The organism is Levilactobacillus suantsaii (genome assembly GCF_014069315.1).
Taxonomy (GTDB): domain Bacteria; phylum Bacillota; class Bacilli; order Lactobacillales; family Lactobacillaceae; genus Levilactobacillus; species Levilactobacillus suantsaii.
Genome location: NZ_CP059603.1, coordinates 1,382,699 through 1,396,336, shown reverse-complemented (window position 1 = coordinate 1,396,336; position 13,638 = coordinate 1,382,699). Strand labels below are relative to the sequence as shown.

Sequence of the window (13,638 nt, the reverse complement as noted above, 5' to 3'; positions counted from 1 at the left end):
GGGCAAGCGACCTAAAAAAACGACCCTCCTTAGTCAACGTGACTGAGGAAGGTCGCTTTAAATTTTGCCATCAGCGATGAAATATCAGCATTTAGCTACGGCTACGAGCAATCGCAATCCAGATGGCGTTCACCCCAAAGAGTCCAAAGAAGATGGCAATCAAGGTGTTTAATGAAACAGCCGCCACGATGGGATTGACGAACAGCAAGATCCCAATAATCAAGGTTAACAAGTCCAAGATGATCGAAACCCAGTAAAAGCCCCCACCAAAATCACGCAGGTGCCGGCCGACGAGCAACCGTTCCAGTGAATCAACAATGAACCACAACGCAAAGAGGTACCCTAACGTGACGATGGCACTGGACATATCGAAGAAAAAGACCAGTGCAATCAGAATATCGATAATCCCGAGCAGCAGCGCAAAATTTGCGCGCATCCCCGTAACGTCGTGTAGTTTCCGGTAGCCGGCAATGGTGGTCAATCCACTTAAAAGCGCAAGGGTCGCGAAAATAATAGCAAGTCCCGTTAAGCCAATCTTTGGCGAGCGGAATAGGCCGTACCCGGCAACCAGAAACAGGATGCCTAGGATGAATTCCCCCCAATCAAAGCCCCAGCGGGTTCGGTTCATATTAAACATGATGTTGACACTTCCTCTCACAAATTCAGTCAGATGCGACTGGTTTAAACCATTGTACTGGTTTTCCGTGGTTCTCACAAGTTAAGGGGTCACACTAACGGCGCGTTTCCCTGGTTTAATCCGGGAAACGCGCCGTTAATTTTTAGTTAATTTCAATTTTTACCTGGAATTCGAACAGCTTACTGATCTGTTTCGGTGCGCTTGCGGTCCCGTTCCAACACGGGTTTCAGGTACTGACCCGTATAGCTGTTCTTCACTTGGGCCAATTCCTCAGGCGTCCCGGTAGCGACCACGTAACCGCCGGCTTCCCCACCCTCAGGACCTAAGTCGATCAGATGGTCGGCCGTCTTGATGACATCGAGATTGTGTTCGATGACCAACACCGTGTTGCCCTTGTCGACTAACCGGTGGAGCACTTCCAACAGGCGCTTGATGTCGTCGGTGTGCAATCCAGTGGTGGGTTCATCCAGAATATAAAAGTTCTTGCCGTTTTGTTGCTTGTGTAGTTCAGCCGCCAACTTCATCCGTTGGGCTTCCCCACCGGATAAGGTCGTGGCGGGTTGACCCAACTTCACGTAGCCCAAGCCGACATCCTGAATCGTTTGTAATTTCCGGGTAATCTTCGGAATCGCTTCGAAGAATTTGAGGGCTTCACTGACTGTCATGTCCAAGACGTCGGCGATGTTCTTGCCCTTGTACTCGACTTCCAGAGTCTCAGAATTGTACCGCGTTCCGTGGCAGACTTCACACGGCACGTAAACGTCGGGCAAAAAGTTCATTTCAATCTTTAAGATGCCGTCACCGTGGCAGGCCTCACACCGACCGCCCTTGGTGTTGAAACTAAAGCGGCCCTTCTGGTAGCCCCGCAGTTTGGCGTCATTGGTCTGAGCGAACAACGCCCGCACATCGTCGAAGACTCCGGTGTAGGTCGCCGGGTTACTCCGCGGTGTCCGACCAATCGGACTTTGGTCGATGTCAACTAAGCGTTCGATGTTTTTGACACCCGCAACGCTCTTGTATTTGCCGGGCTTGGCTGAATTCCGATTCAGCTTCTGGGCCAGGACCCGCTTCAAAATGCTGTTGACCAACGTGGATTTCCCGGAACCGGAGACCCCGGTCACGACCACAAACTCACCTAACGGAAAGTCCACGGTGATGTCCTTCAAGTTGTTCTCGGCCGCACCGGTCAAGCGAATCTGCTTGCCGTTGCCCTGACGGCGTTCTAACGGCACCGGAATGTACTTCTTCCCGGAGAGGTATTGGCCGGTCAACGACTTACTTGAGCGCATCACTTGCTTAGGCGTGCCGGCGGCCATGACCTGGCCCCCGTTTTCCCCGGCTCCCGGACCAATGTCAACGATGTAGTCGGCAGCCCGCATGGTGTCTTCATCGTGTTCGACCACGATCAGGGTGTTCCCTAAATCACGCATTTGCTTCAATGACGAAATCAACCGGTCGTTATCTCGTTGGTGCAACCCGATGGACGGTTCGTCCAGGATATACAGCACCCCGGACAGGTTCGACCCAATCTGGGTGGCCAACCGAATCCGTTGGGCTTCCCCACCGGACAAAGTCCGCGCCGAACGACTCAGCGTTAGGTAGTTGACCCCCACGTTGCGTAGGAAGGTCAACCGGTCGCGAATTTCCTTTAAAATGGGGTGGGCAATCGTGGCGTCTTGTTCGCCAAAAGTCAACCCCTTGAAGAACGTTAATTCCTTATCAACGGGTAAATCGGAGACTTCCCCGATGTGTTGGCCGTCGATTTTGACACTCAACGCCTTTTCGTTGAGCCGGTAGCCGTGACAGGTATGACAAGTCAATTCGGTCATGTACTTGCGCATCACGTCGCGGGTGAAGTCACTGTTGGTCTCGTGGTAGCGCCGGTTGACGTTCGGGATGACCCCTTCGAATGCCACGTCGACGTCACGCACGCCACCAAAGTCGTTTTCGTAGTGGAAGTGGAACTGCTTGCCCTGTGACCCGTAAAGGACTAAGTCGCGGTCTTTTTTGGCCAGCTTATTAAAGGGTGTATCCATGTCAACGTTGAAGGCAGCACAAGCCTGTTCCAGTAAGGCTGGGTAGTACTGTGAACTGATGGGGTTCCAAGGCTCTAAAGCCCCTTCCCGCAAGGTCTTGGTCTTGTCCGGAACAACTAAGTCCAAGTCGACTTCCAGTTTGACACCTAACCCGTCACAATCGGGGCAAGCACCAAACGGGGCGTTGAAGGAGAACAGCCGTGGTTCCAGTTCACCAACCGTAAACCCACAAATCGGGCAGGCGTAGTGTTCGGAAAACACCATCGGTTCGCCATCAATCAAATCGGCGATCGCATAACCCCCACTCAAGCGTAACGCCGCTTCGAAGGAGTCAAACAAGCGGGACCGAATCCCCTTCTTGACCACGATTCGGTCGATGACGATGGCGATGTCGTGACGTTGATTCTTATTAAGTTCCGCCACGTCGTCGAGGTCTTGGGTCTCGCCATCCACGCGAACGCGAACGAAACCTTCCCGGCGAATCTTTTCGAAAATCTGCTTATGCTGGCCCTTCTTGCCCCGCACGATGGGCGACAAAATCTGGAGCTTGGTCCGTTCTGGCAAGGCCAAAATCTGGTCTACCATCTGTTCAACACTTTGGCTGGTAATCTTCGTGCCGTCGTTAGGACAGATGGGCGTGCCGACCCGCGCCCATAAAAGCCGCAGGTAGTCGTTGATTTCCGTAACGGTCCCCACGGTCGACCGTGGGTTCTTCGAGGTCGTCTTCTGGTCGATAGAGATGGCCGGACTCAGCCCATCGATGGAGTCCACGTCCGGTTTGTCCATCTGGCCTAAGAACTGCCGCGCGTAGGAAGATAAGCTCTCCACGTAGCGCCGTTGGCCTTCCGCGTATAGCGTGTCAAAGGCTAACGAGCTCTTCCCTGAACCGGAAAGACCACTGATGACCACAAACTTATTCTTAGGAATCGTGACGTCAATATCTTTTAAGTTATGGGCCCGTGCCCCATGAATGACAATCTTATCGTTCATCAAGTTTTCTTAGCTCCTTCTTCCTAATCACCAATCTCCGTCTTCATGTCCATGATGGTATCCCTTAAGGACGCCGCTTGTTCGAAGTCGAGTTTTTTCGCGGCTGCGCGCATCTCGTCTTCCAGACGGGCAATCAGCTTCTCCTGGTCGGCCTTATCCATATCCTCGAAGTCGTTAGTGACAAAGTCGTCGCTCTCGCCACTCTGGTCGTCCTTCTTGGTCACGGAAATCAGGTCACGGATTGGTTTGACAATCGTCTTCGGGGTAATCCCATGCTTTTGATTATAAGCCTGTTGAATCTTCCGCCGCCGAGCGGTCTCATCAATGGCGGCTTGCATCGAGTCAGTGACGCTATCCGCGTACATGATGACGTGCCCGTGAACGTTCCGGGCCGCCCGGCCGATAGTTTGAATCAGCGACCGTTCGTTTCGTAAGAACCCTTCCTTGTCGGCATCCAAAATGGCAATCAACGAGACTTCAGGAATATCGATACCTTCCCGCAAGAGGTTGATGCCGACTAAGACATCGTACTTGCCTAAACGCAAGTCCCGCATGATTTCGGTCCGTTCCAAAGTCTTGATGTCAGAATGCAGGTAGGCGACTTTAATGCCCAAGTCTTTCAAATAATCGGTCAAATCTTCGGCCATCTTCTTGGTCAAGGTGGTCACAAAGGTCCGTTCGTTGGCCTCGACCCGTTGGTTGATTTCACCCACCAGATCGTCCATTTGACCCATGATGGGGCAGACTTCGATGGTCGGATCCAATAACCCCGTCGGTCGAATAATTTGTTCGACCACGTGATTGGTCTGATCTTCTTCGTACGGCCCTGGCGTGGCGGACATGTAGACGACCTGATTGACGTGTTGTTCGAACTCATTGAGCTTTAACGGGCGGTTATCGAGCGCACTAGGCAACCGGAAGCCGTAGTCAATCAACTGTTGCTTGCGGGCACGGTCCCCGTTGTACATCCCCCGCACTTGGGGCATGGTGACGTGCGATTCATCGACCACCAGCAAAAAATCTTTGGGGAAGAAATCGAGTAAGGTGTACGGCGGTTCGCCCGCTTGGCGACCTTCCATCCAGCGTGAGTAGTTTTCAATCCCACTGGTGTAGCCCATCTCGCGCATCATTTCCACGTCGTAGGTGGTCCGTTGCTTCAGCCGTTGAGCTTCCAGTAACTTCCCCTGACTTTCGAACTCGGCCACCCGGTCCTTCATTTCACCTTCGATTCCAGCAGTGGCTTTCGCCATGATATCCTCATTGGTCAAAAAGTGGGTCGCCGGAAAGATAGCCACGTGGTCGCGGTCGCCGACGATTTCCCCGGTCAAGGCATCGACCTCGCGAATCCGGTCGATTTCGTCGCCGAAGAATTCGACCCGTAACGCGTGTTCGTCCCGCGATGCCGGGAAGATTTCGACCACATCACCGTGGACCCGGAACCGGCCCCGTTGGAAGTCGTAATCGTTGCGTTCGAATTGAATATCGACTAATTTCCGTAGTAACGCGTCCCGTTCGATTTCTTGACCGACCCGGAGTGAAACCACGTGGTTCTGGTATTCTTTGGGATCCCCTAATCCGAAGATCGAGGAGACGGAGGCCACGACGATGACATCGTTACGTTCCAGTAAGGAACTAGTTGCTGAGTGCCGTAATTTATCAATCTCATCATTAATAGATGAGTCTTTTTCAATATAAGTGTCGCTCGAAGGGACGTAAGCTTCCGGTTGGTAGTAGTCATAATAACTGACGAAATACTCCACCGCGTTATGCGGGAAAAACTGTTTGAATTCCCCGTAGAGCTGTCCCGCTAACGTTTTATTATGCGACAAAATCAGCGTCGGTTTATTGACGTTTTTGATCACGTTGGAAATGGTGAAGGTTTTCCCCGTTCCCGTGGCGCCTAGTAGAATCTGCGCCTTTTCGTGATTCTGGATTCCCTTGGTCAGTTCCTTGATGGCCTCGGGTTGATCCCCCGTTGGCTGATAGTTGGAGACCAAATCAAACTTCTGGTCCGTTTGTCGATCAATCATGCAGGTCCCTCCTTACCCGTTCAAAATGAATTTCAGCGAAAAAAATGGGAAACGTAGCGCTCCCCATCACGTTCAAATAGTTTACCACACCGAACATACTTTCGCTAGTTTGCGGTTCGGGTGTCAAATTTATCTTGATAAATGGTCACGTTGGCACTCCGGGAGCCCCGAACTACCGTGGTTCGTTGGACCTGCGTCAGCCCCTGGTCGGTCCAAAAGGTCGGCGCGTCACGGTCGCCCATAAAGACGCTCAGCTGGAGTTGCACCGCATCGACCGTCAGTAACGTCTGGACCAGACTTTGGTACAACTCGCCCTGTTGCGCGCGCGACAGTTGCTTATCGGGTAACCACAACCCCAGCCACACTAAGCTGGGAAGTGGGTAATCAATGATGAGGTCCACGATAAGTACCAAGCGGTCGTGGTCAAACACGCCCAGGTAGGCTTTTTGGTCCGCCGTCGCGTTGAGCGGAACGTCTTCCACGTCTTGCACCGCTTCGCGCCGCGTCACCGGATGGTCTTGAAAATGCCCAAAATATTCCGGGTGTTGGGCCTGAAACTCATAAATCAAGTCGTCATCAGCGTGGGTCAACGCCCGCACCGTGGTACCAGTGCCTTCGAGGCGGTGATTCCACACAGTTGCTAATGTCATGTTAGTCCTCCTTGGCGTGCTTCAACAGTTGATTCGTCAGCGCGGCGAGCTTCTGCCGGTCACTAAAGTCGGCCGACAACAGTTCGGCCAGGACTTCCTTTAAAAAGTACTGGACACACGCCATTTGTTTGAATTGTAAAATCGTGGCCAAGCTTTCGCGGTAGATCTCCGTGTAGACCGGTTCGGGATTACCCTTTTCGATTTCCCCAAAGGACTCGTACAGTAAGTCGACCTTATCGGCGACCGATAAGATACGGCCTTCTAGAGTATCGTCCTTGCCTTCACCTAGTCGCCGAGCGTACGCCGCTTGGAACTGTTCGGGAATTTCATTGTGGATGAAATTGGCAGTCAACGAATCCTCAACGTCGGCCAGCATCTTGCGCAGTTCCGGTGTCGCGTATTTCACCGGCGTCTTGATGTCACCGATAAAGCGTTCAGTGTAGTCGTGGTTTAACGATTTTTCGTATAACGACCGCCAGTTGATGGTGTGACCAGCTTGTTCCTCAACATCGCCTAAGAACTGGGCCACTTCCGCCACTTTAAACGAATGAGCGGCCACGGAGTGTTGTTCGAATTTGAAATACCCCGGTGCCCGGTTGATTGTTTCCAAGTCACTCAAACTCTGTAAATACTGGTTCATTCCCATTTTACTCAACTCCCTTGGTTGTGGTGGGTGCCCTAACGACATATCTACGTCTATCCTAGGCGATGTCCGTGCAGATTGCAAAATATATCTTAGTCGTAACGCACCCCCGAACTTAACCCGACACAAAATCGGACCGAGACTTGCCGTCTCGGCCCGATCATTGGTTTAGTTCAACTTAGTTAGGCTTCTGATGAGGCCTGTGCTTTGAGGGTTTCCAAGTAGTTAAAGGCTGCTTGACCAGCAGTTCCGCCTTCACCAACGGCCGTCGTGATTTGACGGAGATCCTTTTGCCGGACGTCGCCAATCGCGAAGATGCCAGGAACGGCCGTGGCCATGTGGTCATCGGTCTTGATCCAGCCCGCGTCATCGGTGATGCCCAGGTCCGTAAAGGCCGTGGTCATTGGCAACGTCCCTACGTAAATGAAGACGCCACTAGCATCGAGGTGCCCCGTTTCGCCAGTTTGGTTGTTGTGGGTCGCCACACCGGTGACCTTCATCTTGTCACCCTGGATTTCGGTAACGTTCGTGTTCCAGACGAATTCAATCTTATCGTTAGCAAACGCCCGGTCTTGTAAGATCTTTTGGGCCCGTAATTGGTCCCGCCGAACCACAATGGTAACCTTTGACGCTAATCCAGCTAGATAGATGCCTTCTTCAATCGCGGAGTCACCTCCGCCAACGACGATGACGTCGCGGTTCTTGAAGAACGCCCCGTCGCAGACCGCGCAGTAGGACACGCCCCGGCCACCGTAGTTATCCTCACCCGGAACGCCGAGTTTCTTGTACTCGGATCCCGTGGCGATTAAAACGGCTTTAGCGCTGTAATCCCCATCATCGGTCTTGACGACTTTATGATCGCCATGGTCTTCGATACTGTCGACACTTCCATAAGCGAACTCGGCCCCAAACTGGGTGGCGCCGTCGTACATATCCTTTGCCAAGTCCGGCCCTAAGACCGACTTGAACCCCGGATAATTTTCAATTGCCGCAGTGTTGTTCATTTGGCCACCGTAAATTCCCCGGTCTAACATCAGGACGGACAGGTTGGCCCGCGATGCGTATAATGCACCAGTCATGCCACCTGGTCCGGCACCAATAACAATGACGTCGTAATTCTTCAAGTTAGCGACTTCCCTTCATCTTAATTTGCCTGACCATTACTTTACTAGGAAAAAGTAAGTTTGTCACCTATTTTGACTTGGGTTGGTCTTCCGCCGTCAATTTTTTGCCTAGCGTTTCGATATAATGTCGCAATTGGGCCTTAGTTTCGGGGTGCCGCAGACCAAATTCGATATTGGTCTGTAACCAGCCAAACTTATTGCCAACGTCGTACCGTTTGCCGGTATACTCGTGGGCAAAGACCCGCTGCGTCTTGTTCAAGTGATCAATAGCATCCGTTAATTGTAATTCATTTCCCAAACCTACGGGGGTGTGTTCTAGGGCCTCAAAGATTTCAGGCGTAAAGAGGTACCGGCCAATAATAGCCAAGTCACTCGGGGCCTTATCCGGTTCTGGTTTTTCCACGAAGTTCGTGACGTTATACAAGCCGGGCAACGTCTCTTCAGACGGATTGATGACCCCGTATTTGGCGGTGTCTTCGTGTGGCACCCGCATCACGGCTAAGGTCGACGCACCGGTCTGCTCGTAGCGGTCCATCAATTGTTTGGTCAACGGGACCTTACTTTCGGTCATATCGTCACCCAGCATGACCACGAACGGTTCATCCCCAATGAACGCTTTAGCGGTCAAGACTGCGTCTCCCAAGCCCCGTGGATAGGGTTGGCGAATGAAGTACAAGTTCATCCCCGTGGTCTCTTGGACTTGCTTGAGCAATTGATCCTTATGCTTAGCCCGCAAGTTGGCTTCCAATTCCGGGTTTGAGTCGAAATGGTCTTCAATCGACCGTTTGGACTTTCCGTCAACGATCACGATATCTTCAATACCGGACCGCCGAGCCTCCTCCACGATGAATTGAATGGTCGGCTTGTCCACGATGGGTAACATTTCCTTCGCTAACGCCTTTGTCGCTGGTAAGAAACGAGTCCCGAGACCCGCAGCCGGAATAACGGCCTTTCTGACTTTTCTCATAAAATTGAGCCCTCCTCAAAATAATAAAAAACTCTAAAACTCCGAACGTCCTTCACGTTGCATTAAATCTGAAATGGCTGTTTTGATGTCCTTCCCCTGGTAGAGCACCTGATAAATCGCAGTCGTAATCGGCATCGAAACGCCACGTTGTTGCGCCAGCTCGTAAGCCGCCTTGGTCGTGGCGACGCCTTCGATTACCATGCCCATGTGACTGATGACGTCGTCAAGTTTTTCGCCGCGACCAAGTTCGTCCCCGGCGCGCCAGTTTCGCGAATTGGTACTGGTAGCCGTCACGATAACGTCCCCGACGCCAGATAACCCGATAAAGGTCAACGGGTCGGCACCAAATGACGTTCCCAGCCGGGAGATTTCAGCCAACCCCCGGGTCATCAACGCCGCCTTAGCGTTGTCGCCGTAACCCAGGCCATGTAAGGCCCCGGCGCCTAACGCGATAATGTTCTTCAAGGCCGCCCCAATCTCAACACCGATCACGTCGGAGTTGGTGTAGACCCGGAAGTACGGCGTCATGAACAAATCCTGCGTGTTCTTTGCCGCTTCGGGGTTCTCACTAGCCGCCGTAATCAAGGTGATGTCGTGTCGCGCCACGTCTTCCGCGTGACTCGGACCGGACAAGACCGTGATGGACCGCCGGTTTGCCGCCGGAATCTCTTCCGCTAAGACCTGCGAAATCCGCTTATAAGTCTTTTGCTCGATGCCTTTGCTGGCGTGAATCAACGCGGGTTGGTTGTGGTCTTTCGCTAAGACCTCGGCCACCTCATGGGCCACCGACCGCACTGCTTTGGTCGGCACCACGAATAAGATGGCATCCACGTCGGCCAACGCGCTCGCCATATCGGCATACGCCACTAATGACTTCGAATAAGTGAAGTTTTGGATGTAGTGCGTGTTCGTATGCTGCGTATTGAGTTCCTCGACCTGCTTAGGGTTGTAAGACCACAAGCGGACGTCATGCCCGTTCTCATCCAACAAGTTGGCCAAAATCGACCCCCAGGAACCAGCACCAAGTACGGCAATTTTTTCTGACATAGTCTCGATTCTCCTTAATTAGAAAGTTTTGTGCGTTCGCGGAACGGATTACCGGCTAGGTAATCGGTCGGCGGATTGGTCCGCCGCCGGTAGATCCAGATAAAAATGGCGCCGACAAACAACACCACGGACAAGAGTTGGGACACCCGAATCGTGCCGAGTAACATCAAACTATCGGTTCGCATTCCCTCGACGAAGAAGCGGCCCAGCGAATACCACATCACGTACCCTAAGAAAACTTCGCCCTGCTTAAAGAGTTGTGGATAATGCCGCAGACTCATCAAAACCACGAAGCCCATTAGATCCCAGGTCGATTCGTACAAGAACGTGGGTTGCCGGTAAGCCCCATTGATAAACATTTGATTGATGACAAACTGGGGCAAATGCAACCCCTGCAGGAACGCCAAACTGGTAACCCGACCAAACGCTTCTTGGTTCATGAAATTACCCCACCGACCGATGGCTTGCCCCATGATCACGGTCGGGGCCGCCACGTCGAGCATCAACCAGACAGGGATGAACCGGGAGCGACAGAAGAAGAAGACCACCAGCCCCGCCCCAATTAGCGAGCCATAAATGGCGATTCCTCCGTCCCAAATGGCCACGATTTCGTTCAAGTGCTGACTATAATACGACCACTGAAAGACCACGTAGTACAACCGCGCGGCAATCAGGGCCGCTGGTAACGCCCACAGGATCATATCGTAGATGTCGTCGGGGTCGATGCCCCGTTTGCGCCCTTCACGGACGGCCAGGAGTACGGCTAGAATCACGCCCGAAGCGATAATCACCCCGTACCAGTGGACTTGCAACGGGCCTAAATGCACCGCAATGGGATTTAGGGCCGCCGTAAAAGGGGTTATCGTCATGATTTGCCGCCATCCTTTTGTGAATTTTGTTTGATCAAGCGGTTCAAGTTATCGTCAAAGACCTTGGTGGCATCGTAACCCATCGACCGCGCCCGGAAGTTCATCGCCGCGGCTTCAATGATGATGGCCAAATTCCGCCCAGTTTTGACCGGGATCGTCACCTTAGGGACCACCACATCAAAGAACCGTTGGGTATCGGTGTTATTGCCTAAGCGGTCGAAGTGATTATCATCGTGCCAAAGTTCCAGGTGGACGATCAGTTCGATATCCGCCTCACTCCGCACGGCACCAGCGCCAAAGAGGTTCATGACGTCAATAATGCCAATCCCTCTAATCTCCAACAAGTGATTCAAAATGGGGGGTGCAGCCCCGACTAGAGTCTGTTCGTCTTGTTGATAGACTTCTACGCGGTCGTCGGCAATCAACCGGTGGCCCCGCTTGACTAGCTCCAAGGCCGTTTCGCTCTTACCGACCCCGGAATCGCCGGTGATCATGACCCCGACCCCGTAGATATCGACCAAGACCCCATGAACGGATTGCCGTTCGGCGAGTTTGCCTTCGAGAAAATTGGTCATGTTACTCAAGACCCGCGACGTGGTCAGCTTAGTCCCCAGAATGGGAATCTGCGCTTCCCCCGCGGCTTGCTTCAATTCTTCCGGTGGGTCCAATTGTGTGGACACCACAAAAGCCGGCGTTTCCGGCTGACACATTTTTTGCATCACATCCAGGAGCTGTTGGTGACTCATCCCCTTGGCAAAGGACGTTTCCGTGATGCCCAGTAGCTGGATTCGTTTGGCAGGGTAATAATTGAAATACCCCGTCAGTTCCAGACCGGGACGGGAAATATCACTGGTCGTAATTTGCCGATCCAAATAATCCTGACCGGAATAGACATCTAACCGGTTGGCTTTGACCAAATCGGCAACAGTTACGCTTTCTGGCATGAACGCTCCTCCTTACTACACAAATTTATCAACTTACTCTAATTCTAGCACTTTCATTCGGGTTCTCCTATCAAATTAAGTCCGCCGTCATCCAGCGTCACCCTCGCAAGAAAACGCTTTATCAGTTAGAGGCTTAACGGTGGGCTAAATGGTCACTGATGATTGCGTTAAACAGGGCCATCACGATGGCGACGACCAAGGTCACCCCAAACGAGGCGAAGGTAAAGTTACTGCCCACGACCCATGAGGTCAATTCCAACATCACCGCGTTCAACACCACGCTAAATAGGCCCAACGTCAAAATGGTGATGGGTAACGACAAGATAAACAAAATCGGTCGTACCAGCGTGTTCAACACGGCCAGAACCAAGCTGGCCAGGAGTGCAATTCCCACACCAGACACGTAAAACGCGTGTTGGTAGGTGCCCGCTAATGAACTTTGAAAGAATCCGGCTAACGCCAAAAAGATGATGGCGTTAACTAAAATTCGTGACCAAAACCGCATCTAATCACCGTCCTTATTCTCATGGTGAACGTCACGTTCCTTCACGTCATGAATCACTTTGCGTCCCGGCTTTTGAGAAGCCTGTGTGCCGCGGCCAAACCCAAATAGATCACTCAGATTGGGGCCGTTGGTCGGCGTATCATCTAACGGAATGAACGTCATTAAAATGACATAGACCAGTAACCCTAATACCACGTGCGCAAACGGAATTGAAATCGTGATAATCACGTAGATCAGCCGCAAGAGGTTGGCGTTCCAACCAAAGTACTCGGTAATTCCGCCCAAGACTCCCCCTACCAGGCGGTTAGTCCGGGACCGTACCAGGCGTTTTTTTGCTGCCATCGTCATGGCCTCCTTAAATTTAGACTAGCTAGACCGGCTAAGCAGTTAGCTGTCTTAGCGACTTGTTGCCCACACTTTTAACCGGTCCTATTGGGAAAAGAATAACGAAAGCGGCCACTGAAAGCAAGTTTTCAGTGGCCGCTAGGCAAAATCTTCAGTTTTCGCTAAGAATTGCTTAGCTTTCGGTCCCTTCACTTGCCGAATTCAGTTCCACGATTTGTCCGGAACGGAGGTAGATGATCCACTCACAGACGTTCGTGACGTAATCCCCAATGCGACTCAGATCTTGCGCCACGTTCAGATAAATCGACGCGCCGGTCTCAAACGTTGCGTCTTGACGCATATCCTTGTAGCTTTCACTGCGGACCTGGTGATTCAAGTGATCTAACTGCCGGTCGACGTCGGCCAACGACCGGGCTTCGTGGTCGTCCTTGTTGACGTAAGCCGTGATGACATCTTCGACCGTTTGAGTAGTCATCTGGCCCATCTTCGCCATCAACTGTTCCAGTTCGGACACCTTTTGTTTTTGACCCATCTTAATCGTCGAATGGGCAATGTTACGGGCATGGTCCCCGGCCCGCTCCAAATCAGACACCGCTTTTAGAATCGTCACGATTTCCCGTAAATCGGAGGTCACCGGTTGGTAAAGGGCAATCATCTCAAAGGTCTTCTTCTCCAAAGCAATTTCCCGTTCGTTGATTTTGTGGTCTTCATCGATAATCTGTTGGGCCGCCGCAGCGTCCCGTTCGAGAAACGCGTCGACCGCACGTCGAATGACCCCACTGACCAACATGCCCATTTCCGTAAAGTCTGCGTCTAACTCCGCTAATTCATCATCAAATAATCGCCGCATA

At 52.2% G+C, this 13,638-nt stretch carries 13 protein-coding genes; all 13 read right to left on the bottom strand.

From position 1 onward, the window contains the following. Window positions 1-91: 91 nt before the first annotated feature. Window positions 92-637: a DUF308 domain-containing protein gene (locus tag H3M12_RS06435; protein ID WP_129031143.1), complete on the bottom strand. Its 546-nt coding sequence runs from the start codon at window positions 635-637 to the stop codon at window positions 92-94. Between the two features lie 179 nt (window positions 638-816). Further along, on the bottom strand, window positions 817-3,666 hold the full coding sequence (gene uvrA / locus H3M12_RS06430) for an excinuclease ABC subunit UvrA (protein ID WP_129031144.1): 2,850 nt from the start codon (window positions 3,664-3,666) through the stop codon (window positions 817-819). Window positions 3,667-3,686: 20 nt separating this feature from the next. Then, window positions 3,687-5,693, bottom strand: coding sequence for an excinuclease ABC subunit UvrB (gene uvrB / locus H3M12_RS06425; RefSeq protein ID WP_129031145.1), 2,007 nt, complete (start codon window positions 5,691-5,693; stop codon window positions 3,687-3,689). Window positions 5,694-5,797: 104 nt separating this feature from the next. Beyond that, a complete protein-coding gene (locus tag H3M12_RS06420) occupies window positions 5,798-6,343 on the bottom strand; it encodes an acetyltransferase (RefSeq protein WP_129031146.1) in 546 nt (181 codons plus the stop codon). Window position 6,344: 1 nt separating this feature from the next. Beyond that, window positions 6,345-6,989: a YfbR-like 5'-deoxynucleotidase gene (locus tag H3M12_RS06415; RefSeq protein WP_129031147.1), complete on the bottom strand. Its 645-nt coding sequence runs from the start codon at window positions 6,987-6,989 to the stop codon at window positions 6,345-6,347. A 179-nt stretch (window positions 6,990-7,168) separates the two neighbouring features. Further along, a complete protein-coding gene (gene trxB / locus H3M12_RS06410) occupies window positions 7,169-8,110 on the bottom strand; it encodes a thioredoxin-disulfide reductase (RefSeq protein ID WP_129031148.1) in 942 nt (313 codons plus the stop codon). A gap of 67 nt (window positions 8,111-8,177) precedes the next feature. Continuing rightward, window positions 8,178-9,077, bottom strand: a complete 900-nt coding sequence (gene galU / locus H3M12_RS06405) for a UTP--glucose-1-phosphate uridylyltransferase GalU (protein WP_129031149.1) — start codon at window positions 9,075-9,077, stop codon at window positions 8,178-8,180. 33 nt (window positions 9,078-9,110) lie between these two features. Then, window positions 9,111-10,124, bottom strand: a complete 1,014-nt coding sequence (locus H3M12_RS06400) for an NAD(P)H-dependent glycerol-3-phosphate dehydrogenase (RefSeq protein ID WP_129031150.1) — start codon at window positions 10,122-10,124, stop codon at window positions 9,111-9,113. A gap of 14 nt (window positions 10,125-10,138) precedes the next feature. Continuing rightward, a complete protein-coding gene (gene lgt, locus H3M12_RS06395) occupies window positions 10,139-10,993 on the bottom strand; it encodes a prolipoprotein diacylglyceryl transferase (RefSeq protein ID WP_129031151.1) in 855 nt (284 codons plus the stop codon). Next, on the bottom strand, window positions 10,990-11,937 hold the full coding sequence (gene hprK, locus H3M12_RS06390; protein WP_129031152.1) for an HPr(Ser) kinase/phosphatase: 948 nt from the start codon (window positions 11,935-11,937) through the stop codon (window positions 10,990-10,992). The genes lgt and hprK overlap by 4 nt, the downstream gene beginning before the upstream one ends. Window positions 11,938-12,070: 133 nt before the next feature. Beyond that, complete coding sequence (locus tag H3M12_RS06385) at window positions 12,071-12,442, bottom strand: phage holin family protein (RefSeq protein ID WP_129031153.1); 372 nt, start codon at window positions 12,440-12,442, stop codon at window positions 12,071-12,073. After that, on the bottom strand, window positions 12,443-12,784 hold the full coding sequence (locus H3M12_RS06380) for a PspC domain-containing protein (RefSeq protein ID WP_129031154.1): 342 nt from the start codon (window positions 12,782-12,784) through the stop codon (window positions 12,443-12,445). It abuts the gene before it with no gap. Window positions 12,785-12,959: 175 nt separating this feature from the next. Next, the gene (gene phoU, locus H3M12_RS06375; protein ID WP_129031155.1) at window positions 12,960-13,637 is read right to left on the bottom strand and encodes a phosphate signaling complex protein PhoU; all 678 of its coding nucleotides are present in this window, start codon (window positions 13,635-13,637) and stop codon (window positions 12,960-12,962) included. Between the last annotated feature and the right edge of the window lies 1 nt (window position 13,638).